The organism is Paracoccus sp. KKT209, from assembly GCF_055635455.1.
This window is the reverse complement of record NZ_CM145758.1, coordinates 2,392,619-2,417,387: the sequence shown is the minus strand read 5'-3', so window position 1 is coordinate 2,417,387 and position 24,769 is coordinate 2,392,619. Positions and strand designations below refer to the sequence as shown.

The following is a 24,769-nucleotide window of genomic DNA, read 5'->3' as shown; positions in this document are numbered from 1 at the left end:
CCTCTGCCATGTGTTCCGACCTACCCACCCCGCGCGGCAGCCTGATCCCCGATCGTCCCCTGGACAGCCTCACCTGGCTCCGCGTCGGAGGTCCCGCCGACTGGCTCTTCCAGCCCGCGGACGAGGCCGACCTGGCCGATTTCCTCGCCGCGCTGGACCCCTCCGTTCCGGTCTTCCCGATGGGCGTCGGCAGCAACCTGATCGTGCGCGACGGCGGCATCCGGGGCGTGGTCATCCGCCTGGGGCGCGCCTTCAACGCCGTTGAGGCCGAAGGCGACATCGTCACGGCCGGCGCGGCGGCCCTGGACGCGCAGGTGGCGCGTCGGGCGGCCGATGCGGGGCTGGACCTGACCTTCCTGCGCACCATTCCCGGCAGCATCGGCGGCGCGGTGCGGATGAACGCGGGCTGCTATGGCAGCTATGTCGCCGACCACCTGATCGACGCCCGCCTGGTCAGCCGCGACGGCCGCATCCTGACGCTCACCGCCGCCGACCTGCGCTTTGCCTATCGCCAGGCCGAGATCCCCGAGGGCTGGGTGGTGACCGAGGCGCGATTCCATGCGGAACGCGCCGATCCCGATGCGCTGCATGCCAAGATGGCCGACCAGCTGGCCCGGCGCGACGCCAGCCAGCCCACCCGCGAACGCAGCGCCGGCTCGACCTTCCGCAACCCGGCCGGCTTCAGCTCGACCGGGCAGGCCGATGACAGGCATGACCTGAAGGCCTGGTCCCTGATCGACCGCGCGGGCCTGCGCGGGCACAGCTGGGGTGGGGCGCAGATGTCTGAAAAGCATCCCAATTTCCTGCTGAACACCGGCGGCGCCACCGCCGCCGAACTGGAGGCCCTGGGCGAGCTGGTCCGCCGCCGCGTGCTGGAAGACAGCGGCCACGACCTGCAATGGGAGGTCGTGCGGATCGGCGATCCCGCCCCGGACAGCGACTGATCGCCAAAGCGGCAGCCGGCGCAACATTCGGCGCACACAGCCGAATTTCTTCTTTTTCGGTTCACGCTTTGCTTGTATCGTCCGTCCATACGACGCCGCCGTCCAAGGCGGCGCGAATGGATCAAGCCCGGAGCAACCGGGCGCGAAAGGCGAAAACGTGGCGGGCAGGTCGAGCAGGGCAGCCCACTCTGTCGCCGTTCTGATGGGCGGACCCTCGGCCGAACGCGAGGTTTCCTTGTCATCGGGACGCGAATGCGCGCAGGCGCTGCGAGTGGCGGGATATCAGGTAACCGAGATCGCGCTCGGCACGGGACGCGGGGATGAAATCCTGCGCCTGCTTGGCGATGCCGCCCCCGATGTCGTCTTCAACGCCCTTCACGGCCGGTGGGGCGAGGATGGCTGCGTCCAGGGCCTGCTGGAGTGGATGGGTCTGCCCTATACCCATTCCGGGGTACTGGCCTCGGCCCTGGCGATGGACAAGACGCGGGCCAAGCAGGCCTTTCGCGCGGCCGGCCTGCCGGTCGTCGAAAGCGTCATCGCGGATGCGGACGAGGTGCGCCACCGCCACGTGATCCCGCCCCCCTACGTGGTCAAGCCCAATGACGAAGGCTCCTCCGTCGGCGTCTACATCGTCCATGACGGCGCCAACCAGCCGCCCGCCCTGTCGCCCGAGATGCCGGCCCGCGTGATGGTCGAAACCTATGCGCCGGGGCGCGAACTGACCACCACGGTCATGGGCGACCGCGCGCTGGAGGTGACCGAGATCCTGACCGAGGGCTGGTACGACTATGCCGCCAAATACACGGCCGGCGGCTCGCGGCACGTGGTCCCCGCGCAGATCCCGGCCGAGATCCGCGCTGCCTGCCTGGACATGGCGGTGCGCGCGCATGACGCCCTTGGCTGCACCGGCCTCAGCCGCACCGACTTCCGGTGGGACGAGGCGCGCGGCCCGGCCGGGCTGATCATCCTGGAGGTGAACACCCAGCCCGGCATGACGCCGACCTCGCTGGCACCCGAACAGGCGGCCCATGTCGGCATCGACTTCCCGGCCCTGATGACCTGGATGGTGGAGGACGCGCTGTGCCGGTCGTGATCGATCACCGTCCCGGAAAGCAGATCACCCCGCCCGCCGCGCGGCAGCGCCGCGATCCCGCGCCCTCGCGCCTGAAATACCGCCTGGAGCGGATGTGGCTGACGCCGCTCTATCGCCGCATCCTGCGCATCGGCGTGCCAGCCTTTGTCATCGCCCTGATCGCGGGCCTCTGGCTCTCGGACGAGGATCGGCGCGCCGCGCTCAAGGACAACGTGGCGCAGGTCGTGACCAAGGTTCAAAGCCGCGACGAATTCCAGGTCCGGCTGATGACGATCGAAGGTGCATCCCCTGTCGTGGACCGCGCGCTGCGGGCCATGCTGCCCGTGGACCTGCCGGCCTCCAGCTTCGACATCGACCTGCCGGCGCTGCGGCTGCAGGTGATGCAGCTGGACGCGGTCGAGGCGATCGACCTGCGCATCAAGCCGGGCGGCATCCTGTCGGCCGTCGTCACCGAGCGCGCGCCGGCAATCCTGTGGCGCCACGCCCGCGGCATCGACATGCTGGACCAGGGCGGCCACCGCGTCGCCAGCGTCACCTCGCGCGAGGTGCGTCCCGAACTGCCGCTGATCTCGGGCGAAGGTGCGGACTTGGCCAGTGAAGAGGCGCTGGCGCTGTTCGATGCGGCGGGCCCGATCCTGCCACGCGTGCGCGGACTGGTGCGGCGCGGAGAGCGGCGGTGGGACCTGGTTCTGGACCATGGCCAGCGCATCCTTTTGCCCGAAACCGGCGCCACCATCGCGCTGGAGGCCGCGATCGCGCTGGATCGGGCCGAGGACATGCTGGGCCGCGACATCAGCGTCGTCGACCTGCGCGACCCGCAGCGCCCGGTGCTGAGGCTGGGCATCGACGCGCGCAACACCATCCGCCAGGCGCGCAGCCTGCCCCTGCTGGGGCCGGACGGGCGCGTGCTGCCGCAAGAAACCAAGGGCTGAGGGACGGGACGGGCGAATGGCGGAACTGTATCAGACGCAGCGGGCAATGCGGAACATGCGCCGGGCGGCCCTGCAACGGGGCGTCATCGGCATCCTGGACATCGGCACCTCCAAGATCGCCTGCCTGGTCCTGCGCTTTGACGGCACGGGCACCTTCCGCGAAACAGACGGTGTCGGGCCGATGGCGGGGCAGGTCAATTTCCGCGTGATCGGCGCGGCCTCGACCCGGTCCCGCGGCATGCGGCGCGGCGAGATCGAGACGATGGCCGAAACCGAACGCGCCATCCGCACCGTCGTCGCGGCCGCCCAGAAGGTCGCGGGCGTGCGCGTCGATCACGTCATCGCCTGCCTGTCCGGCGGGCGCCCTGCCTCCTACGGCCTGGCCGGAGAGATCACCCTGGCCTCGGGCAAGGTGGGGGACCATGACGTGGCCTCGGTCCTCGCCGCCTGCGAGCAGCCCGATTTCGGCCGGGGCCGCGAGGTGCTGCACGCGCAGCCGGTGAACTTTGCCGTCGACAACCGATCTGCACTGGCCGATCCGCGCGACCACCTGGGCAACAAGCTGTTCTGCGACATGCATGTGCTGACCGTGGACGGCGACGTCATCGGCAACCTGGTCCAGTGCATCCGCCGCTGCGACCTGGAACTGGCGGGCATCGCCTCGGCCCCCTATGCCTCGGCCCGCGCGGCCCTGGTCGAGGATGAGCAGGAGCTGGGCGCCGCCTGCATCGATTTCGGCGGCGGCGGCACCGGCGTGTCGGTCTTCATCAAGAAGCACATGATCTTTTCCGACCATGTGCCCATCGGCGGCAACCTGATCACCCAGGACATTGGGCAGGGCCTGCGCGTGGGCCTGCCTGTGGCCGAGCGGCTGAAAACCCTGAACGGCGGGGTCGAGGCCACAGGCCGCGACGATCGCGACATGATCGACGTGGGCGCCGAGACCGGCGACTGGGATGCCGACCGCCGGCAGGTCAGCCGCGCCGACGTGATCGGGGTCATGCGTCCGCGCGTCGAGGAGATCCTGGAGAACGTCCGCGGCGTGCTGGATGCGGCAGGCTTTGATTCGATGCCCAGCCAGCAGATCGTCTTGACCGGCGGCGGCAGCCAGATCCCGGGCCTCGACGGTCTGGCCGCGCGCATCCTGGGGCCGAACATCCGCTGCGGGCGACCGCTGCGCATCGATGGTCTGGCGCATCAGCTGACCGATCCCAGCTTTTCCAGTGCGGTGGGTTTGGCACTGTTCGCGGCGCATCCGCAGGACGAATGGTGGGATTTCGAGACGCCGGCGGACAGCTACCCCGGGCGCAGCCTGCGCCGCGCCTATCGCTGGTTCAAGAACAACTGGTGATTGAATCTGCAGCGTCGATAGACCGTGGTAGGGTTGTCCCCACCACATTCTGCGTCTGTGGCAAGATACCGCCGAAAGGCGGGGCTATACCTCCCATATTCTGCGCGTTTGCTGCCTTTTTCGAGTGACGCACCGTGGCAGAATGGTTACGATCACCAGTAAATCCGGGGGATTCGAGCGGACAGCCCGCGCCCGATAAGCAGAGCAGCGATAACAGGCGGAAACCATGAACCTCAATCTGATGATGAACGACGAAGAAGAGCTGAAGCCGCGCATCACGGTCTTCGGTGTCGGCGGCGCGGGCGGCAATGCGGTCAACAACATGATCCAGAAGCAGCTCGACGGTGTCGAATTCGTGGTGGCCAACACCGACGCGCAGGCGCTGCAGCAGTCGCGTGCCGCCACGCGCATCCAGATCGGGCCCAAGGTGACCGAGGGTCTGGGCGCCGGCGCCAAGCCGACCATCGGCGCCAAGGCCGCCGAGGAGACCATCGAGGACATCGTCGATCACCTGATGGGCGCGCATATGTGCTTCATCACCGCCGGCATGGGCGGCGGCACCGGCACCGGCGCTGCCCCGATCATCGCCCAGGCCGCGCGCGAGATGGGCATCCTGACCGTCGGCGTCGTGACCAAGCCCTTCCAGTTCGAGGGCACCAAGCGGATGCGCCAGGCCGAGGAGGGCGTCGAGGCGCTCCAGAAGGTCGTGGACACGCTGATCATCATCCCGAACCAGAACCTGTTCCGGCTGGCCAACGAAAAGACCACCTTCACCGACGCCTTTGCGCTGGCCGACGATGTGCTGTACCAGGGCGTCAAGGGCGTGACCGACCTGATGGTCAAGCCGGGCCTGATCAACCTGGACTTTGCCGACGTGCGCTCGGTCATGGACGAGATGGGCAAGGCCATGATGGGCACCGGCGAGGCCTCGGGCGAGAACCGCGCCCAGGAAGCCGCCGAACGCGCCATCGCCAACCCGCTTCTGGACGAGATCAGCCTGAACGGCGCCCGCGGCGTGCTGATCAACATCACCGGCGGCTATGATATGACCCTGTTCGAGTTGGACGAGGCCGCCAACGTCATCCGCGACAAGGTGGACAGCGATGCCAACATCATCGTCGGCTCGACCCTGGATCCGGACATGGACGGCACGATCCGCGTCTCCGTCGTGGCAACCGGCATCGACGCCGCTGTCGCCGTGGCCGAGGTTCCCTCGCCCCGCCGCAGCATGGCTGCGCCCCTGACGCAGAGCCCCACTGTTGCCACGCCCGCCGCACGGGAAGAGGCCCCCGTGCCGCCGCGTCGCAGCGTCTTGCATGCCGAGGCGCAGCCCGCCGCGCCGGCTCATGCTCCGGCCGCCCGGCACGAGGACGACATGCCGCAGCCGGCCTATCAGCCCAAGGACAGCGCCCGCCAGACCGCCGTGCGGATCGAGGATGACGCCTCGGCCTTCGTCGCGCCCCGCGCACCCTCCGCGCCCCGCGCCGGCCAACCCGCGCCCGAGGTGATGGACCGCCTGCGCCGCGCCGTGGACAATCACGGCCAGGGCAACCGTGCGGCGCCTCAGGCCCAGCCTCAGCCGCAGGCCCGCCCCGAGGCCAACCGCGTCCAGAGCCGCATGAGCGGTCTGGGCCGGATGCTGGAGCGGATGGCCGGCCATGGTGATCAGCCCTCGGCGCCCAAGCCCGGTGCGTCGTCGATCGCCGAGCGCGTGAACGAGCGCGTGGCTGTCCGGGCCCGCCAGCAGGACACTGATTTCGACGACCTGGCCAGTCCCGACAGCGCCCAGGACAATGTCGAGATCCCGGCATTCCTGCGTCGCCAGGCGAACTGATCCGGATCACAACTCCGGTACATGAAGATCGAGAAGGAGCCGCATCTTGCGGCTCTTTTTCATTGCATTCTAACAATCTGCGGCTGTTCCCGCCCGGGTTGCGGTGCCTGCCGCGTTGAATGTTTCACCCCGTTACAAAACGTTAATTGAACGCCCGGCCATCAGAAACTAGCTGCTGGGACAAGAAGCCGGACATCCCGGCGGCACGAATCCCGAGGGCAGGCAGATCATGCAGGCGACGCTGAAAGACAAGGTGACATTCACGGGCGTGGGGCTGCATTCCGGCGCAGCGACCCGGCTTGAGATCCATCCCGCGCCCGCAGGTCATGGCATCGTCTTCCGCCGGACCGACCTGACCCCCGCCGTTGACCTGCCGGCGCTATGGGATCACGTCACGCCGTCCAAGCTGTGCACGCTGCTGGACAATGGTGCTGGCGTCACCCTATCGACCATCGAACATGTCATGGCTGCGCTGGCCGGGACCGGCATCCACAATGCGCTGGTGACCGTGGACGGCCCCGAGATCCCGATCCTGGACGGTTCGGCCGCACCCTTCGTCGAGGGCATCCTGGAGGTCGGCATCGCCCGTCAGACCGCCCCGCTGCGCGCGATCCGGGTGCTGCGCCCGGTCGAGGTGCGCGAGGGCGAGGCCTTTGCGCGGCTGTCGCCGGCCGACCACCTTGAGATCGACTTCCAGATCGACTTCACCGACGCCGCGATCGGGCATCAGGAAAAGCGCCTCGACATGGCGAACGGCGCCTTCCTGCGCGAACTGGCGGACAGCCGCACCTTCTGCCGTGCCGCCGACGTGGAAACCATGCGCCGCAACGGTCTGGCCCTGGGCGGGACCTATCTGAACGCGGTCGTCGTCGACGGCGCCCGCGTGCTGACCCCGGGCGGCCTGCGCCACAGTGACGAGGCCGTGCGCCACAAGATGCTGGATGCGACGGGCGACCTGGCCCTGGCCGGGGCGCCGCTTCTGGCGCGCTATACGGGCCACCGCGCCGGTCATGCGATGACCAACCGCCTGCTGCGCGCCCTGTTCGCCCAGCCCGATGCCTGGACCTGGGAACTATGCAGCCCGGCGCTGGAAGACCGCCTGCCCGGTGCGGGCGTGGCGGACTATGGCCCGCGCCCGGGCTTTGCCGGTGCCCTATCGGTCGCGGCCGAATAACGCCCTTGGCGGGTTTTTGCGCGCGTGCCCTTGCGGCTTCCTTGGGGGAAAGCGGGGCGGAATTCAACGGATTGCCATTTTGCGCCCCCTGATGTTCTGTGCTAGGAGGTGCCGGCAGCGCTGCCCCCGCGGGGGCAGCCGCAAGGCAGAATCGTGGGGCAGGGTAAAGATGGCGCGCTCGAAAATCTCGGCTTCGGTGATGGCTGCGGTGCTGGCGGGCTTGGTCCTGACGGGTTGCTCGGGCAGCCGCGACGCCGCCTTGCGGCAGAACCTGGACCAGTTCACCGCCGAGGAAATCTACAAGCGCGGCGAATTCGAGCTGGAAAACAGCCGCCGCCCAGCCGATGCCGTCTTCTATTTCAGCGAGATCGAGCGGCTTTACCCCTATTCGGAATGGGCCAAGCGGGCGCTGATCATGCAGGCCTATGGCAACCACAAGGCCCAGAACTATGAGGAGGCGCGGGGCGCGGCGCAGCGGTTCCTGGACACCTATCCGGGCGATGAGGATGCGGCCTATGCGCAGTATCTGCTGGCCCTGTCCTATTACGACCAGATCGACGATGTCGGCCGCGACCAGGGCCTGACCTTCCAGGCCCTGCAGGGGCTGCGCACGGTGATCGAACAATATCCCGACAGCGAATATGCCCGCAGCGCGATCCTGAAGTTCGACCTGGCCTTCGACCACTTGGCCGCCAAGGAAATGGAGATCGGACGCTTCTACCTCAAGCGGGGGCATTATACCGCCGCAGTGAACCGCTTCCGTGTCGTGGTCGAGGAATTCCAGACCACCACCCAGACGCCGGAGGCGCTGCTGCGCCTGGTCGAGGCCTATCTGGCCTTGGGCCTGCTGGACGAGGCTCAGACGGCCGGTGCGATCCTGGGGCACAACTTCCAGTCCTCGCCCTTCTACGACGACGCCTTCCGCCAGCTGCGCGGCCGGGGCCTGGCTGCCGAGGCGCGGGGGAACAGCTGGCTGACCAACATCTATCGCCAGACCATTCAGGGGCGCTGGCTGTAAGGGAGAAGCGGTGCGCGCAAGCGCATCCATCGGCCACATGCTGAGAAGCCTCGACATCCGTGACATGCTGCTGATCGACCGGCTGGAGCTGAGCTTCGGACCGGGCCTGAACGTCCTGACCGGCGAGACCGGCGCGGGCAAGTCGATCCTGCTGGACTGCCTGGGCTTCGTGCTGGGCTGGCGCAGCCGGGCCGACCTGGTGCGCCAGGGCGCGGCGCAGGGCGAGGTGCAGGCCGTCTTCGACCTGCCCGAAACCCATCCCGCACGGGCCGTGCTGGCGGATGCCGGCATCAGCATCGACGATGACGAGCTGATCCTGCGGCGGGTGAATGCGCTGGACGGGCGGAAGACGGGTTGGGTCAACGACCGCCGCGTCTCGGGCGAGGTGCTGCGGCAGCTGTCCGAGGTCCTGGTGGAACTGCACGGCCAGCACGACGACCGCGGCCTGCTGAACCCGCGCGGCCACCGGACGCTTCTGGATGCCTTTGCCGCCCTGAACCTGATGCCGCTGCGGCAGGCCTGGGCCGCCCGTCGCGAGGCCGCCCGCGTGCTGTCCGAGGCCGAGGCCGGCTTGGAGGCGGCGCGCAAGGAAGAGGAGTTCCTGCGCCACGCGGTGGCCGAATTGGACAAGCTGTCCCCGGAGCCGGGCGAGGAACAGCGTCTGGACATTGCCCGCCGCGCCATGCAGGGGGCTGAACGCATCCGCGACGACGTGGCCCGGGCCTTGCAGATGCTGGGCGGTGAGGGGGCCGAGGGCGCGATGGTGGATGCCGCCCGCTGGCTGGAGGGGGCATCGGACCGGGCCGACGGACGGCTGGACAAGCCGCTGGCCGCCCTGTCGCGCGCCTTGATCGAACTGGGCGAGGCGACGCAGGGCGTCGAGGATGCACTGTCGGCGCTGGATTTCGATCCCCATGCCCTGGAGACGACCGAAGAGCGGCTCTTTGCCCTGCGGGCGCTGGCGCGGAAACATGACGTGCTGCCCGACGATCTGCCCGGATTGGCGGATGCGCTGCGCGGCCGGCTGGAGCGGCTGGATGCCGGAGAGGCACAGATGGGTGCCTTGCGCGCCGCTGCCCGCGACGCCGAGGTCGCCTATGATGCCGCCGCGGAAAAAATGACGGCGGCCCGGCAGAAGGCCGCGTTGCGCCTGGATCGTGCCGTCACGGCGGAACTGGCCCCGTTGAAGATGGAGCGGGCGGTCTTCACCACGGTCGTGGCACCCGGCGAGCCGGGGCCCGAGGGTCGCGATGCCGTGGCCTTCACGGTTGCCACGAACCCGGGGGCGCCTTCGGGTCCCTTGGACAAGATCGCCTCGGGGGGTGAGCTGTCGCGCTTTCTGCTGGCTTTGAAGGTGTGCCTGGCACGGGGCAATGATGCGCTGGTGATGATCTTTGACGAGATCGACCGCGGCGTGGGCGGTGCGACGGCCGATGCGGTGGGGCGGCGGCTGAAGGCATTGGCGGAGGGGGCACAGGTCCTTGTCATCACCCATTCGCCGCAGGTGGCGGCCCTCGGCGCGGCGCATTTCAGGGTCGCGAAAAGCGTCCACGACGGCATGACGACCTCCAACGTGACGGCCCTGTCCGACCCTCAGCGGGTCGATGAGATCGCGCGGATGCTGGCGGGGGATCGGGTCACAGATGCCGCGACCGAGGCCGCGCGCGCCCTGCTGGACGGCTAGTCCAGGATCTGCGGGGCCATGCGCAGGATCGAGCGCACCTGCGCCGTATCCGCATGGATTCGCACGATCTGCCCATCCATCACTGCATAAAGCTCTCCGCGGGGAGGGGTGGAGAGGCCATAGAGGCCGGGACGCGAGATCAGGTGAAGGTGTTCGGTCAAGGCGATATCGCCCACCTGAAAGTTGGGCAGGCTGGGGCCGCAGAGACGATCGGCCTCGCAGCGTGGGGCTAGGACCGGGCCAGTCATGGCCTCCGGTTCATGGGCGGCAGTTAGCGCGGTGACTCCAAGCACCAGGCCCGCCGCCGCGGCGGCAAAGGGGTGCAGCAGCGTCATCGGAATTCCCAAATAGTTGTAGGGCTCAACCTCGGTTCGGCAGACAGGTTCCCGAAAAGTTGCACATCTGCCCCGTGGCGGTGCCACAAGGCCACACTGCTACCTGTCGGGCCCGGGCAGGGGGCGCAGGATCGACAGGATTTGCCCGCTGGCGGCATCGATGCGCACCAGGTGCTTGGCCACGACCGCATACCGGCTGCCCGGCAGGTTGGGGCCCAGGCCGAAGGCCCCAAAGTTCTCGATCAGGCGGATCTGGCCAGGCTGCGGCGTGTCGCCCACGACCGGTACCGCCATGGGTTCGAGTGACAGGCCATTCGCCTCGATCTGGCCCGAGGTCATCGTGGCGAGGGCCAGCCAGAGGCAGGCTGCCATCGTGCCCGTCTGGATTCCGCGCCGCCTGGTCATCCGCCCGTCCTGTCTTTTGGCTGCAGTCGGGTTGATCAGACCACGGAAAAGATTAAGAACTCTACCTATCCTTCGGGCTACGCCTCCCCGACCTGACGCATATTCGCGGCAAAGCGGGGCAGCATGGCCGAAAAGTCACGGCCCTTGCCGTCCTCGCGCTCCACGAAGTCCTCATAAAGCTGCCGGGCCAGCGCACCCATCGGGGTCTCGGCCCCGGCCGAGCGAGCGGCTTGTTGCGACAGGTTCAGGTCCTTCAGCATCAGTTCGGAGGCGAAGCCGGGCTTGTAGCCATTGTCGGCGGGCGAGACCGGACCCACCCCCGGCGCCGGACAATAGGCGTTCATGCTCCAGCTGTAGCCCGAGCTGGTCGAGACGACGTCGAACATCTTTTGCCGGTCAAGGCCCAGCCTGTCGGCTAGGGCAAAAGCCTCGCAGGTGGCGATCATCGTGACGCCCAGGATCATGTTGTTGCAGATCTTGGCAGCTTGGCCGGCGCCGCTGTCGCCGCAATGCACGGCCTTCTGGCCCATCACCCCGAAAAGCGGGGCGACGCGGGCGAAATCGGCATCCGCGCCGCCGACCATGAAGGTCAGCGTGCCGGCCTGCGCGCCGCCGATGCCACCCGAAACTGGTGCATCCAGCGTGCCCAGTCCTGCGGCGCGGGCCTGTTCGGCGACCGCACGGGCGCTGTCCACATCGACCGTCGAGCAGTCGCAGAAGACCGCCCCCGCTGGCATGGCGGGGATGACCTGGGCCGCGACGCTGCGCAGGATCTGTCCGTTGGGCAGCATGGTGATGACGACATCTGCGTCCCGCGCCGCCTCGGACGCGCTGGCGGCGGCGATGACCCCCTCGGGCTCGGGGGCGGCAGTGTCGAAACCCGTCACCTGATGTCCGGCCGCAGCCAGATTGGCGGCCATGGGCGCGCCCATGTTGCCCAGCCCGATGAATCCGATCCTCATTGCGCATCCTCCCACAGCAATTCGTCCTCTTCCAGCGGGGCCAGCAGCGCCTGCACCCTCTCGGCCGACGGTTCGGCCTGCCAGGCGGGGCGGCGGTCCTTGTCGATGATCTGCGCCCGCACGCCTTCCAGGAAATCAGATTCGGCCGTGGCGCGGGCGGTGAAGCGATATTCGCGGCTCAGCGCCTGCTGCATCCGCGTGTCGTCCCGCGCTGCCCGCACCATCACCAGCCCCGCCGCCATGGACAGGGGCGAGTTGCGGCGCAGCGTGACCAGGATCTCGTCCTCGCGCGCCTTTTCCAGCGCGTCGATGATGTCGCTCAGGTGGCGGCCGCCAAAGGCCGACAGGTCGCGCCCGGCCAGGGGCGCCTCGGGCGGGCGCCTGCCGCGGATCAGGGCGGTGTCGCCCGTCTCCTCCAGCCGGGCGATCAGCTCGGGCCAGTGCGCTTCGGGCAGGTAGATGTCGGCAAAGCCCGCATGGATCGCGTCGCCGGCCTCCATCCGCGCGCCGGTCAGCGCCAGATATTCGCCGATCCGTCCCGGCGCGCGGGACAACAGCCATGTGCCGCCGACGTCCGGGATCAGGCCGATGCCGCTTTCGGGCATGGCGATCCGCGTCGTGTCGCCCACGATGCGGTGGCTGGCATGGCCGCCGACCCCCACGCCGCCGCCCATGACGAAGCCCTGCATGAAGGCCACGATCGGTTTCGGGTAATCGGCGATCGCCGCGTTCAGCCGGTATTCGTCGCGAAAGAAGGTGCGCCCCAGCTGGTGATCGCCCGCGCGGCCGGCGTGATAGACCGCCGCGATGTCGCCGCCCGCGCAGAAGGCGCGGTCGCCCTCGGCATCGATGATGACCAGCGCGACCCGCGGATCGTCCTTCCAGTCCAGCAGCGCCTGGTGCATCGCCAGCGCCATCGGGTGGCTGAGGGCGTTCAGCGCCTTGGGCCTGGCGAAGGTGATGCGGCCGGCATGGCCGGTGATGCGGATGTGCAGGTCGTCCAAGCTTACCCCCGTTCGGCCAGAAGCGCGCGGCTGACGATCAGCCGCATGATCTCGTTCGTGCCTTCCAGGATCTGATGCACGCGCAGGTCGCGCACGATCTTCTCGATCCCGTAATCGGCAAGATAGCCATAGCCACCATGCAGCTGAAGGCACTGGTTGGCCACCTCGAAGGCGCGGTCGGTGACGTAAAGCTTGGCCATGGCGCAGAACTTGCTGGCATCCGGCGCGCCCTGGTCCAGCTTCCAGGCGGCTTGGCGCAGGAAGATCCGGCTGGATTGCAGGGCGGTCTCCATCTCGGCCAGGCGGAACTGCAGGGCCTGGAACTGGTCCAGCGACTTGCCGAAGGCCCGCCTTTCGCCCATGTAGGTCAGCGTCGCGTCCAGCGCCGCCTGCGCACCGCCCAGGGCCGCCGCCGCGATGTTCAGGCGCCCGCCGTCCAGACCGGCCATGGCATAGGAAAAGCCGCGCCCCTCCTCTCCCAGCAGGTTCGAGCCGGGGATCACGCAATCGTCGAACTGGACCTGGGCCGTGGGCTGGGACCTCCAGCCCATCTTGTCCTCCAGCCCGCCAAAGGACAGGCCCGGCGTGCCGTCCTCGACGATGACGGTGCTGATCCCCTTGGGGCCGTACTCGCCGGTGCGGACCATGACGATATAGGCTTCGGAATAGCCGCCGCCCGAGATGAAGGCCTTGGTGCCGTTCAGCCGCCAGCCCTGGTCGCTGCGGTCGGCGCGCGTCCGCAGGGCCGCCGCGTCCGAGCCGCTGCCGGGCTCGGTCAGGCAATAGCTGAAGATCCGCTCCATCCGGCACAGGCCCGGCAGCCAGCGTTCCTTGGTCTCGGCCGATCCGAACTTGTCGATCATGCCCCCGCACATGTTGTGGATCGACAGGAAGGAGGCGACCGAGGGGCAGGCCATCGACAGTGCCTCGAAGACCAGCGTGGCGTCCAGCCGGCTGAGGCCGGTGCCGCCGTGATCCTCGCCCACATAGATCCCGCCCAGGCCCAGCTCGGCCACCTCGGGCCACAAGTCGCGGGGGATGGTGCCGTCTGCCTCCCAGGTGCGGGCATGCGGCGCGATGCGGGCTTGGCCGAAATCACGGGCCATGTCGAAGATGGCCTGCTGTTCCTCGGTCAGTGCGAAATCCATGCGGCGTCCCTCCCCAGAGCTGCGCGAATTGAACATGCGTTTAATTGGCAGATGTTGCGACAATGTTGCAAGGGTTCAGAGGTCGCGGCGAAACTCCTCGATCAGGTGTCGGGTCACGGCGCGCAGGGCCTCGGCTTCATCGGCGCCTTGGGCCCGGGCCTGCGCCGCGACGATGCGCTGCGTCTCGGCCGAGGTTCCCTCGGCCACCATCCCGCGCAGGCGGGCGACGGCCGGCTGGCTGTCCAAGGCATCGGCATCCTCGGCGATCAGCGCCAGCCAGTCCTCGGCGATCTGGGCAAAGGGGATGATCGCGCCGGCGCCGAAATCGATCTGGCCCTCGGTCGTGCCATAGCGGGCGGCGCGCCAGCGGTTCTCGCCCAGCAGAAAGCTGTCATACTGCCGCCAGCGCTGGTTCCGGCGCGACAGGCGCCACAGCATCCGCAGCGTCGCCTGGATCAGCGCGGCCAGGGTGACGGCATTCTCGATGCGGGGGCAAGCGTCGCAGATGCGGGTTTCCAGCGTCGGGAACTTGTTGCTGGGACGCAGGTCCCACCAGATCTTGCTGCTGTCCTCGATGATGCCAAGGTCGGTCAGGGCGCCCACCGAGCGTTCAAACTCGGACCAGCTGTTCATGTAGGGGGGCAGACCGGTGCGGGGCATGTCGCCAAAGACCGTCGTGCGATAGGAGGCAAGGCCCGTGTCCTCGGCCATCCAGAAGGGGCTGGAGGCCGACAGCGCCAGAAGATGCGGCAGGAAATAAGACAGCTGGTTCATCAGGTCGATGCGCGCCGCGGGATCGGGGATGCCCACATGGACATGCATGCCGCAGATCAGCATGCGCCGCGCCACGCCGCCCATGTCGCGCGACAGCTGGTTGTAGCGGTCCTTGTCGGTGTGGTCCTGGTCGCGCCAGTCCGCGAAGGGGTGGCAGGAGGCAGAAATGGGCGCCAGCCCATGGTCGGCGGCATGGCGGGCGACGGTGCCGCGCAGGTTGCGCAGGTGGTCGCGGGCCTCGCGGATATTGGCCGAGACAGGCGTGCCGATCTCGATCTGGCAGCGCAGGAATTCGGGGCTGACCTGGTCTCCCAGGTCGGACTTGCAGGCCGACATCAGCGCGTCGGGTGCCTGGGCCAGCTGCCCGGTTTCGGCATCGACAAGAAGATATTCCTCCTCGATGCCCAGGGTGAAGTCGGGTTCGGTCGTCATCATCGTCCCATCCTGCGGGCCGTGACCTGATGCGCCGGGGTCGGGAAGGCTTGCGTCCCGCGACGACCGGGGGGCCAGCCCCCCGGCCCTCCCTTCAGGAGAGAGGGATCACTCCATCGCCTTGAAGTTGAACTCTCCGCCTTCCTTGATGCCCGAGGGCCAGCGCGCGGTCACGGTCTTGGTGCGCGTATAAAAGCGGAACGCGTCCGGGCCGTGCTGGTTCAGGTCGCCAAAGCCCGATTTCTTCCACCCGCCGAAGGTGTGATAGGCCAGCGGCACCGGGATCGGCACGTTGATGCCCACCATGCCGATATTGATGCGGCTGGCAAAGTCGCGGGCCGTGTCGCCGTCGCGGGTATAGATCGCGGTGCCGTTGCCGTATTCGTGGTCCATCGCCAGGCCGATCGCCTCCTCATAGCTGGCGGCGCGGACGGTGGTCAGGACGGGGCCGAAGATCTCGGTCCTGTAGATGTCCATGTCGGGCGTCACGCGGTCGAAGAGGTGCGGCCCCACGAAAAAGCCGTCCTCATAGCCCTGCAGGTTGAAGTCGCGGCCGTCGACGACCAGCTCGGCGCCCTGGTCCACGCCCGACTGCACCAGGCGCAGGATGTTCTCCTTGGCGGCCTTGGTGACGACGGGGCCGTAGTCGATGTCGTCGCCGGCGGTCCAAGGACCGACCTTCAGTTTTTCGATCCGCGGGACCAGCTTTTCGATCAGCGCATCGGCGGTCTTCTCGCCCACCGGCACCGCGACGGAGATGGCCATGCAGCGTTCGCCCGCCGCACCATAGCCCGCACCCACCAGCGCATCGGCGGCCTGGTCGAGGTCGGCATCGGGCATGATGATCATGTGGTTCTTGGCGCCGCCAAAGCACTGCGCGCGCTTGCCGTTCTGGGCGGCGCGTTCATAGATGTACTGCGCGATCGGGGTGGACCCGACAAAGCCCACTGCCTGGATCACCGGGTTGTCCAAGATCGCGTCCACGCAGTCCTTGTCGCCGTTCACCACCTGCATGACGCCGTCGGGGAGGCCCGCCTCCTGCAGCAGCTGCGCCAGCATCAGCGGCACGGACGGGTCGCGTTCCGAGGGCTTTAGGATCATCGCGTTGCCGCAGGCCAGCGCCGGGCCCATCTTCCACAGCGGGATCATGGCCGGAAAGTTGAAGGGCGTGATGCCCGCGACGACGCCAAGCGGCTGGCGCATGGAATACATGTCGATGCCGGGACCGGCGCTGTCGGTGAATTCGCCCTTCAGCAGATGCGGCGCGCCGATGCAGAACTCGATCACCTCCAGCCCGCGCTGGATGTCACCCTTGGCATCCGGAAAGGTCTTGCCATGTTCGCTGGACAGCGCCTCGGCCAGCTTGTCCATGTCGCGGTTGATGAGGCGCACGAATTCCATCATCACGCGGGCGCGGCGCTGCGGGTTGGTCGCGCCCCATTTCACCTGGGCTTCGGCCGCGCGTTCGACAGCGTGGTCCAGCTCGGCCTTGGTGGCCAGCGACAGGCGGGCCTGAACCTCGCCGGTGGCCGGGTTGAACACATCGGCAAAGCGGCCCGACGTGCCCTTGGTTTCCTTGCCGTCGATCCAGTGATGAATCTCTTTCATGGCATCCTCCTGTGCTTGGTTGGGCGCAGGTTAGTCTTGCGGAATTGCGGGATAAAGGGGCAGGGTGGCAAAAGGGTTTTGCATTTCTGCAAAGGACGGTGATGGACTGGGACGACCTGCGCATCTTTCTAGCGGTCGCGCGGGCAGAGAGCCTGTCGGCGGCGGGGCGCAGGCTGGCCATGGATGCCTCGACCGTGGGGCGGCGGGTGGCGCGGCTGGAGGGCGCCGTGGGGGCTGCGCTGTTCCTGAAGACCCCGCAGGGGTACCAGCTGACGCCCGAGGGGGCGCGGCTGGTCGCCCCGGCCGAGGCGGCCGAACAGGCGGCGGCGGCTGCGGCCGAGGGGGTGCGCGCCGATGCGGGCCTCACCGGCCAGCTGCGGATCGGTGCGCCGGACGGTTGCGCCAATTACCTGCTGCCGCAGGTGGCGCGCGACCTCTGCGAGGCTCATCCGGGGCTGGAGATCCAGATCGTCGCCCTGCCGCGGGTGGTGAACCTGACCCGGCGCGAGGCCGACATGGCCATCGCCGTGTCACCCCCCGACACAGGCCGGCTGGTCGTGCAGCGGCTGACGGATTATCAGCTGCACCTGGCGGGCCATGAGGATTACCTGGCGCGCCATCCCCCGCTGCGCGACCTGGCCGACCTGCAGGGGCACCGCATGATCAGCTATATCCCCGACATGATCTTTGATCGGGAACTGGACTACCTGTCGGCGACCGGGGTCGAGACCGCGCAGATCAGCTCGAACTCGGTGGCGGTCCAGATGCAGGCGGTGCGGGCGGGTGCAGGCCTGGGGATCGTCCATGATTTCGCGATTCCCTTTGCCCCGCGCGTCAGGCGGGTGCTGGCCGACCGTATCGCGCTGCGCCGCAGCTTCTGGATGATCCGGCATGCCGACGACCGCGCCTCGCGCCGGTTGACCCTGCTGGCCGAGGCCCTGGCACGAGGCATCAGGGCCGAGGTTGCCCGGCTGGAGGGGCTGCTGCCGCCGGCAGGCGATGGTCGGGCTTGACGGCGCCCCTTTCGCCGCAAAAGATGAAGGGGAAGAAAGTCGCGAAGGGGGGCGTATCATGCTGGTCAAGCAGCTGCTGTCGATGAAGTCGGGTTCCGGCAAGCCGGGGATTGAGGCCAATTCTATCGTCACCATCGGTCCGGACGCCACCTTGGGCGAGGCCGCCGTCCTGCTGGCCGAACAGCGGATCGGTGCGGTCGTCGTCTCCTCGGACGGCAAGCGGCCCGAAGGCATCCTGTCGGAACGCGACATCGTGCGCCAGCTGGGCCGCAACGGCATCAAGGTCCTGTCCCAGCCCATCGGCGAGGTGATGACCCGCGCCGTCCAGACCTGCACCACCGGAGAAGATGCGCTGACCATCCTGGAGCGCATGACCGAAGGCCGCTTCCGACACATGCCCGTGGTGGACGATCAGGGTCTGATGCTGGGCGTCATCTCGATCGGGGACGCGGTCAGCGGCCGCCTGAAGGAGCTGGCGGCCGAAAAGGAGGCGCTGACCGGGATGATCATGGGAAGCTGACGCATCGTCGCACCTGCCCGCAATCTTGCAATCCCGGGGCAAATGGGCTTTGCCTGAGGCCGAGACCCTGATCAAGGACGCACCTTCATGCGCATCGGCCTCTATCCCGGCACCTTCGACCCCATCACCCTGGGGCATATCGACATCATCCAGCGCGCCATGGCGCTGGTCGACCGGCTGGTGATCGGCGTCGCGATCAACCGCGACAAGGGGCCGCTGTTCAACCTGGAGGAGCGCGTGTCGATGGTGCAGGCCGAATGCGACGCGATCGCCGCCCGCACCGGCGGCGAGATCCTGGTGCATCCCTTCGAGAACCTGCTGATCGACTGCGCCCGCGACGTGGGCGCCACGATCATCGTGCGCGGCCTGCGCGCGGTCGCGGATTTCGAATACGAGTTCCAGATGGTCGGCATGAACCGCGCGCTGGACAGCAGCATCGAGACGGTCTTCATGATGGCCGATGCGCGCCGGCAGGCCATTGCCTCGAAGCTGGTCAAGGAGATCGCGCGCCTAGGCGGCGACGTGTCGAAATTCGTCAGCCCCCCGGTCTGCGACGCCCTGCTGCGCCGCTTCGACTGAGCCTTCGGTTTTCGTTGCCAGACCCGCGCCTCATGGCATATCTTGACCCTGAGCGCGCGCAACATGGGAGATATCCATGGCCCAAGCTGGCATGCCCGACGCCGACATCCTGCCCGAACCCGCGATCCTGAGCCTGTCCGACCTGACCGGTGCGCTGCGCCTGGGCTGGCAGGATTTCCGCCGCGCCCCGGCCTTCGGGCTGCTGTTCTCGGCCTTCTACGTGGCGGGTGGGCTGGTCATCGCCGCGGTGGCGATGGCCCTGGGCCGCGACTGGTGGCTGATCCCCTTTGTGCTGGGTTTTCCGCTGATCGCGCCCTTTGCCGCCGTGGGCCTTTATGAGGTCAGCCGCCGGATCGAAGCCGGGCTGCCCCTGGACTGGCGGCGGGTCATCGGCGTGGTCGTCGCGCAAAAGGACCGGCAGGTGCCGTCCATGGCCATGGTGATCCTGCTGCTGTTCATGTTCTGGGTCTTTGTGGCACACACGATCTTTGCGCTGTTCCTGGGAACGGCCTCGCTGACCCATATCACCAGCTCGGCCGCGATGCTGACCGAGGGGCGGGGACTGGCGATGCTGATCACCGGTACCCTGGTCGGCGGCGCCTTTGCGGCGGTGCTTTACGCCTTCACCGTCGTCGGGCTGCCTTTGCTGCTGGACCGCGAGGTCGATTTCATCACCGCCATCATCGCCTCGATCCAGGCGCTGCTGCAGAACCTGGGCGTGCTGGCGGTCTGGGCGGCGCTGATCGCGGGGCTGCTGTTCCTGGCGATCCTGCCCGCCTTCCTGGGCCTATTCGTCGTGCTGCCGGTGCTGGGGCATGCCAGCTGGCACCTCTATCGCCGCGTGATGCCGGACGCGGACTAGCCGCGCCCGATATAGGGCATCTGGGTCGCCATCAGGGTCATGAACTGCATGTTGGCGCCCTGGGGCAGGGTGGCCATGTGCCAGACCGCCTCGGCGACCGTCTGGACATCGATCATCGGCTCGGCTTCGGGATTGCCGGCGCTGGCCTGGCGCAGCAGCTCGGTCCCGGCATTGCCGATGTCGATCTGCCCGCAGGCGATGTTCAGCCCCCGCCCGTCCAGCGACAAGCTGCGCGTCAGCCCCGTCACCGCATGTTTCGAGGTCGTGTAGGCGACCGAGCCCCGCCGTGGCACATGTGCCGCGACCGAGCCATTGTTGATGATCCGCCCGCCCTGCGGCGACTGCGTCCGCATCGCGGCAAAGGCCGCCCGCGCGCAGAGGAACATCCCCGTCACGTTGACGGCGATCACGTCGCGAAAGACCTGCGCGGACAAATGGTCCGGATCGGCAATGGGCGCCGCCTGACCTGCATTGTTGAACAGCACGTCCAGCCGGCCCCATTGTGTCGACGCCCGGGCAAAGGCGGCGTCGACCGCATGATCGTCGGTGACGTCGCAGGGCAGGATCAGCGCCCGCCCATGACCTTGGGCGCTGTCCTCCAGCGCGGCGGCGCTGCGGCCGATCAGGCCCACATCCCAACCCTGCGCCAGAAAGTGCTGCGCGCAGGCGCGGCCGATGCCGCTACCTGCGCCGGTGATGATGATCGATCCCGCCACGGGCTCAGGCGCCGATGACGCGCTGCGTCTGGCGCCCCAGCCCGTCGATGCCAAGCCGCATGACCTGCCCGCCGCGCAGATAGACCGGCGGCTTCTGCCCCATGCCGACGCCCGGCGGGGTGCCGGTGGTGATCAGGTCCCCCGGTTCCAGCGTCGTGAAGCGAGAGCAGTAGCTGACCAGTTCCGCCACGCCAAAGACCATGGTGCGGGTGCTGCCGTCCTGGCGCATCGTGCCGTCCAGCTCCAGCCACAGGCGCAGGTTTTGGGGGTCAGGGATCTCGTCCCGCGTGACCAGCCAGGGGCCGATGGGGCCAAAGCCGTCATGGCCCTTGCCCTTGTCCCAGGTGCCGCCGCGCTGCGTTTGCCATTCGCGTTCGCTGATGTCGTTCACGACGCAATAGCCTGCGACGCGATCCAGCGCCTCGGCCTCGGGGATGTTGCGGCCGCCGGCGCCGATCACGATGCCCAGTTCCACCTCCCAATCGGTGGAGGTGGAGCCTGCGGGCAGATGCAGGTCGTCATCGGGTCCCGCGATGCAGCTGGTCCACTTGGTGAACAGCACCGGTTCTGACGGAACATCCATGCCGGATTCGGCGGCATGGTCGGCATAGTTCAGCCCGATGCCGATGAACTTGCCCACGCCCGCGACGCAGGGACCAAGGCGCAGGTCCTGTTGCGGCTGACCGGCCACCAGCGGCAGGGTCAGGGGATCCAGCGCCGCCAGCCGGGCCAAGGCGTCCGGCAGAAGGCTGTCGCCGCGAAGGTCGGGCAGCTGCGCCGACAGGTCACGGACCCGTCCATCGGCATCCAGCAGGCCCGGCTTTTCCTGGCCGGCCGGTCCGTATCTCAGCAGCTTCATCGCAGTCTCCCTTGGCAATGCTGCGGCAGTCTTGCACCGGGGGGGGGCAGTTTGAAGCCCGTGGAACGATTTTCTGGAAGCATGGGACATGCGGTCACGAAAAAGGCCCGCCGAAGCGGGCCGGGTCGGCAGATGCGGCGGCGATCACTCGGCCGGGGCGGCCAGCTTCTTGGTGCCGCCATTGTTCAGCGGATCTTCCTGGCGCTGGACCGAACCTTCGAAATGGGCGCCCGATTCGATGGCGATGGTCTTGTGGATGATGTCGCCCTCGACCCGCGCGGTGGCGGTCAGGCGCACCTTGAGGCCGCGGACCCGGCCGATGACCCGACCATGGACGATCACGTCGTCGCCCACGATCTCGCCCTTGATGGTCGCCGTTTCGCCGATGGTCAGCTGATGCGCGCGGATGTCGCCCTCGACCGTGCCCTCGACCTGGATGTCGCCCTGCGTCTTGATGTTGCCGACCACCGTCAGATCCGGCGAAAGAACCGAAGGGGTCGTGCGGCCGCGCGGCGCGGAGGTGGCAGCCGGCGCCTCGGACCCGCGCTCGGGCAGGGCGATCGGGGCGGCTTCGGTCGTGGTGGCCTGGGGGGCGGGGGCCTGCTGGGGACGGTTCTCGGTCACACGGGTCTTACTGAACATTGTCTGCTGCCTTGATGAAGCTCATCGGGTCCACGGCCCGACCGTTCATCCGAACTTCATAGTGAAGATGCGGCCCGGTCGAGCGTCCGGTATTCCCCATATCACCGATGCGCTCGCCTTGCGACACCCTTTGGCCCGCTTTCACGCGGATGCGGTTCAGGTGGCCATAGCGCGTTTCCGTGCCCAGTTCGTGCTCGATCGTGATCAGGTTGCCATAGGCGCCCTTGCGCCCGGCAAAGGTCACGACGCCGTCGCCCGTGGCATGGATCGGCGTGCCCACCGGCCCGGCCATGTCGATGCCTTCATGCATGCGGCCCCACCGGCGCCCGAAGCCCGAGGTATAGCGAAAGCTCTGCCGGACGGGCATGGCCAGCGGCAGCTTCTCGATCGCGATGCGATAGGTGTTCATCTGGTCCAGCGTGACGATGATCTGGCGGGCCTTGGTCTCGCCCTGGCTCAGCGCCGCATCGCCGCGGGTCGAATAGGACATGGGCGTCAGCGGCCCGCCCTGGCCGGAATAGCCGCTGCGGATCGTGCGCAGCACCTCGTCGGGGTTCATGCCGACCGAACGGAACACGTCGTCCAGCGGCGCGACCGACACGGTGACGGCATCCTCCAGCTGGGTCAGGATCTCGTCATTGCGGGCCAGGATCTGGTCACGCTCGACCTGCAGCTCCTGGGCGGTCAGGCGGGCCTCCTCGGCCTCCTGGACGGCTTCGGCGCGCTGGTCGGCGGCGCTGCGCAGTTCGCCCGACAGGATGTCGAGGGCGACCGAAAACTCGCCGCTGCGGTCGGCGGCGTCCCCGGCGGCATCGGTGCTCGCCAGGGTGGCGTCCCGATCGGCCACCGCGTCGCGCAGGCTGGCCTGGACAGAGGCCATGCCGGCCTCCATCTCGCGACGGCGTTCCTCGGAGGTCAGCAGCTGCGTCTGCATCTGCGACACCTGGTCCAGCGCGACCGCAAAGCGGTTATGGGCCGCCAGCGCCTCGGCCGCGCGGGCGTCGCGTTCGGCCTGCAGCTGGTTCAGCCGCTTCTCGAACGAGGCCTGGGCGCGCATGACCTGGTCGCGTGACCCGCCCGCACTGACCGCGTCGATGACCAGAAAGGAGCTGGCGACCAGCGTCCAGCCGCACATGACGGTCATGCCGCCGAGTCCCAAAATCTGGGTCAGGGGGCGAAGGCGCAGAACACGGGTGGTGTCTTCGGACCGCAGGGACAGGCGCTGTTCCGGCACCCATTTTCCAAGCGAAGCGTTCAATCGATCCATGACCGTCATTGCGGGCACTGTCCCCTGAATGGCACGCCTTGGGTATCGGAATGGCGCTTGGTTCCGTTCAGGTGCGGGTAAACATGACCTGTGCCTTCATGGCAACAGGGCCAAGGGCAGCCACTCGCCCCATGCGCGAAACCTTGCTGCGCTCGGCGGGTTCTCGCCGAATTCACGAGGGTTTTCGTTGCTTATCCGGTGATCTGGTAGGGCAGGGGCCCGTCGCGGTCGGACGGGATGCGCAGGGGGCGGTCGATCGGTGGGAGCGACCGCTGGTGGCAGTCGGGGCGGGGGCAGATCCGGCACGAGATGCCGATCGGCTCGAAGGCACGCGGCTTGGTCAGGTCCAGCCCGTCGGCATAGACCATCCCCTCGGCCTGGGTCACCTCGACCCCCAGGCCGATGGCAAAGCGGCGAACCGGGGCGTTGAAGGCGCCCGCATGTTTCGACACGTCCCGCGACAAGAGCAGATAGCGCACCCCGTCCGGCGTCTCGGCCAGCTGCCGCAGGAACCGCCCCGGCTGTTCAAAGGCCTGATGCACGTTCCACAGCGGGCAGGCGCCGCCAAAGCGGGCGAATTGCAGGCGCGTGGCCGAATGGCGCTTGGTGATCGTGCCGGCCTGATCGACGCGGACGAAAAAGAACGGCACGCCCTTGGCGCCCGGCCGTTGCATCGTCGACAGCCGATGCGCCACCTGCTCCAGCGAGGCACCGAACAGGTGGGACAGACGTTCCAGGTCGTGCCGCTCGGCCCGGGCAGCAGCCAGGAAATGGCGATAGGGCATCAGCGCCGCCCCCGCGAAATAATTGGCCATGCCGACACGGGCGATCTCGCGCGCGGTGGCGCTGCGGAACCGCGCCAGGTCCAGCGTTGCGCCCAGCAGGTCGCCCTGACGTTCCAGCGCGACCAGGTGCAGCAGCTGGAACAGGCGGGTGGGCGCCTCGGCGGCGGCATTCACCAGCAGCTGGTTGCCCTGGCGGCGGAACACCGAATTGGCCGGCAGCTCGGTCAGCTGGACATGGATGTTGCTGGCCGCCAGTGCGGCGACCGCCCGTTGCCACAGGTCGCCCCGTTCTCCGTCGGGACAGGCAAAGCGTTCGGCCGCGCGGTCCACCGCGTCGATGTAGTTGTCGCAGTAGTGGAAAAAGTCCCGCACCTCCTCCCAGGGGGTGGTCAGGGCGTTCTGCCCCGTGGTTCCGATGGCCTCGTCCAGCGCGGCCAGTCGTTCCTGCCCTTCGCGATGGGCGCGATAGAGGTCCAGGAAGGCGCGGGCCAGCACCGGCGCATTGGTCGCGGCCAGGCGCAGGTCGGCCAGCGGCGGGGTGCTGTCGAACAGGGGATCGGCCAGCGCCTCCTGCATGTCGATGACCATGCGCTGCGCGTCACCTGCCGCCAGGGTGGTCAGGTCGATGCCGTATTCCTGCGCCAGCCGCAGCAGGACGCCGGCGCTGATCGGCCGGTGGTTGTTCTCCATCTGCGACAGATAGGGCAGCGAGACGCCTAGGGATTCGGCGAAACGGCGCTGCGTCAGGCCGGCGCGGGCCCGCGTCTCGCGCAACGCGCTGCCGGCATAGATCTTTTGCGTGGCCATGATCCGCTCCGTCCCTTTGCA

At 68.1% G+C, this 24,769-nt stretch carries 24 protein-coding genes; 12 read left to right on the top strand and 12 right to left on the bottom strand.

The window, feature by feature from the left end:
• Positions 1–8: 8 nt before the first annotated feature.
• From murB to recN, 8 genes are all read left to right on the top strand, one after another.
• Positions 9–944 (top strand): UDP-N-acetylmuramate dehydrogenase, encoded by a 936-nt coding sequence (gene murB, locus ACZ2G3_RS11960; RefSeq protein WP_470396250.1) that lies wholly within the window; start codon positions 9–11, stop codon positions 942–944.
• Between the two features lie 157 nt (positions 945–1,101).
• Positions 1,102–2,037 (top strand): D-alanine--D-alanine ligase, encoded by a 936-nt coding sequence (locus ACZ2G3_RS11955; protein ID WP_470396248.1) that lies wholly within the window; start codon positions 1,102–1,104, stop codon positions 2,035–2,037.
• Complete coding sequence (locus ACZ2G3_RS11950) at positions 2,025–2,969, top strand: cell division protein FtsQ/DivIB (RefSeq protein WP_470396247.1); 945 nt, start codon at positions 2,025–2,027, stop codon at positions 2,967–2,969. Before ACZ2G3_RS11955 ends, ACZ2G3_RS11950 begins: the two co-directional genes overlap by 13 nt.
• A gap of 16 nt (positions 2,970–2,985) precedes the next feature.
• On the top strand, positions 2,986–4,320 hold the full coding sequence (gene ftsA / locus ACZ2G3_RS11945) for a cell division protein FtsA (RefSeq protein ID WP_470396246.1): 1,335 nt from the start codon (positions 2,986–2,988) through the stop codon (positions 4,318–4,320).
• 226 nt (positions 4,321–4,546) lie between these two features.
• The gene (gene ftsZ / locus ACZ2G3_RS11940; protein WP_419271067.1) at positions 4,547–6,154 is read left to right on the top strand and encodes a cell division protein FtsZ; all 1,608 of its coding nucleotides are present in this window, start codon (positions 4,547–4,549) and stop codon (positions 6,152–6,154) included.
• 229 nt (positions 6,155–6,383) lie between these two features.
• The gene (gene lpxC, locus ACZ2G3_RS11935; RefSeq protein WP_470396243.1) at positions 6,384–7,328 is read left to right on the top strand and encodes a UDP-3-O-acyl-N-acetylglucosamine deacetylase; all 945 of its coding nucleotides are present in this window, start codon (positions 6,384–6,386) and stop codon (positions 7,326–7,328) included.
• A gap of 169 nt (positions 7,329–7,497) precedes the next feature.
• The gene (locus ACZ2G3_RS11930; RefSeq protein WP_470396242.1) at positions 7,498–8,346 is read left to right on the top strand and encodes an outer membrane protein assembly factor BamD; all 849 of its coding nucleotides are present in this window, start codon (positions 7,498–7,500) and stop codon (positions 8,344–8,346) included.
• 37 nt (positions 8,347–8,383) lie between these two features.
• Positions 8,384–10,030 carry a DNA repair protein RecN gene (recN, locus tag ACZ2G3_RS11925; protein ID WP_470396240.1) on the top strand — a complete coding sequence of 549 codons (1,647 nt, stop codon included), beginning with the start codon at positions 8,384–8,386 and terminating at the stop codon, positions 10,028–10,030.
• On the opposite strand, the gene ACZ2G3_RS11920 is transcribed toward recN, so the two are convergent.
• From ACZ2G3_RS11920 to ACZ2G3_RS11890, 7 genes are all read right to left on the bottom strand, one after another.
• The gene (locus ACZ2G3_RS11920) at positions 10,027–10,365 is read right to left on the bottom strand and encodes a hypothetical protein (RefSeq protein WP_470396239.1); all 339 of its coding nucleotides are present in this window, start codon (positions 10,363–10,365) and stop codon (positions 10,027–10,029) included. The two genes, recN and ACZ2G3_RS11920, sit on opposite strands and share 4 nt — an antisense overlap.
• A gap of 99 nt (positions 10,366–10,464) precedes the next feature.
• Complete coding sequence (locus ACZ2G3_RS11915) at positions 10,465–10,770, bottom strand: hypothetical protein (protein ID WP_470396237.1); 306 nt, start codon at positions 10,768–10,770, stop codon at positions 10,465–10,467.
• A gap of 77 nt (positions 10,771–10,847) precedes the next feature.
• Positions 10,848–11,732 (bottom strand): 3-hydroxyisobutyrate dehydrogenase, encoded by an 885-nt coding sequence (gene mmsB / locus ACZ2G3_RS11910; protein WP_470396236.1) that lies wholly within the window; start codon positions 11,730–11,732, stop codon positions 10,848–10,850.
• Positions 11,729–12,736 (bottom strand): enoyl-CoA hydratase/isomerase family protein, encoded by a 1,008-nt coding sequence (locus tag ACZ2G3_RS11905; protein WP_470396234.1) that lies wholly within the window; start codon positions 12,734–12,736, stop codon positions 11,729–11,731. Before ACZ2G3_RS11905 ends, mmsB begins: the two co-directional genes overlap by 4 nt.
• A 2-nt stretch (positions 12,737–12,738) precedes the next feature.
• A complete protein-coding gene (locus tag ACZ2G3_RS11900) occupies positions 12,739–13,884 on the bottom strand; it encodes an acyl-CoA dehydrogenase family protein (protein WP_470396232.1) in 1,146 nt (381 codons plus the stop codon).
• 75 nt (positions 13,885–13,959) lie between these two features.
• Complete coding sequence (locus tag ACZ2G3_RS11895; protein ID WP_470399122.1) at positions 13,960–15,090, bottom strand: carboxylate-amine ligase; 1,131 nt, start codon at positions 15,088–15,090, stop codon at positions 13,960–13,962.
• Positions 15,091–15,198: 108 nt separating this feature from the next.
• Complete coding sequence (locus ACZ2G3_RS11890; RefSeq protein WP_470396230.1) at positions 15,199–16,698, bottom strand: CoA-acylating methylmalonate-semialdehyde dehydrogenase; 1,500 nt, start codon at positions 16,696–16,698, stop codon at positions 15,199–15,201.
• Positions 16,699–16,799: 101 nt separating this feature from the next.
• Between ACZ2G3_RS11890 and ACZ2G3_RS11885 the strand changes: the two genes are divergently transcribed.
• The 4 genes from ACZ2G3_RS11885 (at position 16,800) to ACZ2G3_RS11870 (ending at position 19,672) form a co-directional block, all read left to right on the top strand.
• Positions 16,800–17,711: a LysR family transcriptional regulator gene (locus tag ACZ2G3_RS11885; protein ID WP_470396228.1), complete on the top strand. Its 912-nt coding sequence runs from the start codon at positions 16,800–16,802 to the stop codon at positions 17,709–17,711.
• A 58-nt stretch (positions 17,712–17,769) separates the two neighbouring features.
• A complete protein-coding gene (locus ACZ2G3_RS11880) occupies positions 17,770–18,231 on the top strand; it encodes a CBS domain-containing protein (RefSeq protein ID WP_470396226.1) in 462 nt (153 codons plus the stop codon).
• An 87-nt stretch (positions 18,232–18,318) separates the two neighbouring features.
• A complete protein-coding gene (coaD, locus tag ACZ2G3_RS11875) occupies positions 18,319–18,810 on the top strand; it encodes a pantetheine-phosphate adenylyltransferase (RefSeq protein ID WP_419271043.1) in 492 nt (163 codons plus the stop codon).
• Positions 18,811–18,886: 76 nt separating this feature from the next.
• On the top strand, positions 18,887–19,672 hold the full coding sequence (locus tag ACZ2G3_RS11870) for a DUF2189 domain-containing protein (RefSeq protein WP_470396224.1): 786 nt from the start codon (positions 18,887–18,889) through the stop codon (positions 19,670–19,672).
• Here the strand turns inward: ACZ2G3_RS11870 and ACZ2G3_RS11865 are convergent.
• From ACZ2G3_RS11865 to ACZ2G3_RS11845, 5 genes are all read right to left on the bottom strand, one after another.
• The gene (locus ACZ2G3_RS11865) at positions 19,669–20,388 is read right to left on the bottom strand and encodes an SDR family oxidoreductase (RefSeq protein WP_470396222.1); all 720 of its coding nucleotides are present in this window, start codon (positions 20,386–20,388) and stop codon (positions 19,669–19,671) included. The genes ACZ2G3_RS11870 and ACZ2G3_RS11865 overlap by 4 nt on opposite strands.
• Positions 20,389–20,392: 4 nt before the next feature.
• On the bottom strand, positions 20,393–21,247 hold the full coding sequence (locus tag ACZ2G3_RS11860; protein WP_470396220.1) for an ureidoglycolate lyase: 855 nt from the start codon (positions 21,245–21,247) through the stop codon (positions 20,393–20,395).
• A gap of 144 nt (positions 21,248–21,391) precedes the next feature.
• A complete protein-coding gene (locus ACZ2G3_RS11855) occupies positions 21,392–21,889 on the bottom strand; it encodes a bactofilin family protein (RefSeq protein WP_470396219.1) in 498 nt (165 codons plus the stop codon).
• The gene (locus ACZ2G3_RS11850) at positions 21,879–23,156 is read right to left on the bottom strand and encodes a DUF5930 domain-containing protein (protein WP_470396218.1); all 1,278 of its coding nucleotides are present in this window, start codon (positions 23,154–23,156) and stop codon (positions 21,879–21,881) included. The genes ACZ2G3_RS11855 and ACZ2G3_RS11850 overlap by 11 nt, the downstream gene beginning before the upstream one ends.
• 191 nt (positions 23,157–23,347) lie before the next feature.
• Positions 23,348–24,748 carry a helix-turn-helix domain-containing protein gene (locus ACZ2G3_RS11845; protein WP_470396216.1) on the bottom strand — a complete coding sequence of 467 codons (1,401 nt, stop codon included), beginning with the start codon at positions 24,746–24,748 and terminating at the stop codon, positions 23,348–23,350.
• Positions 24,749–24,769: the final 21 nt, after the last annotated feature.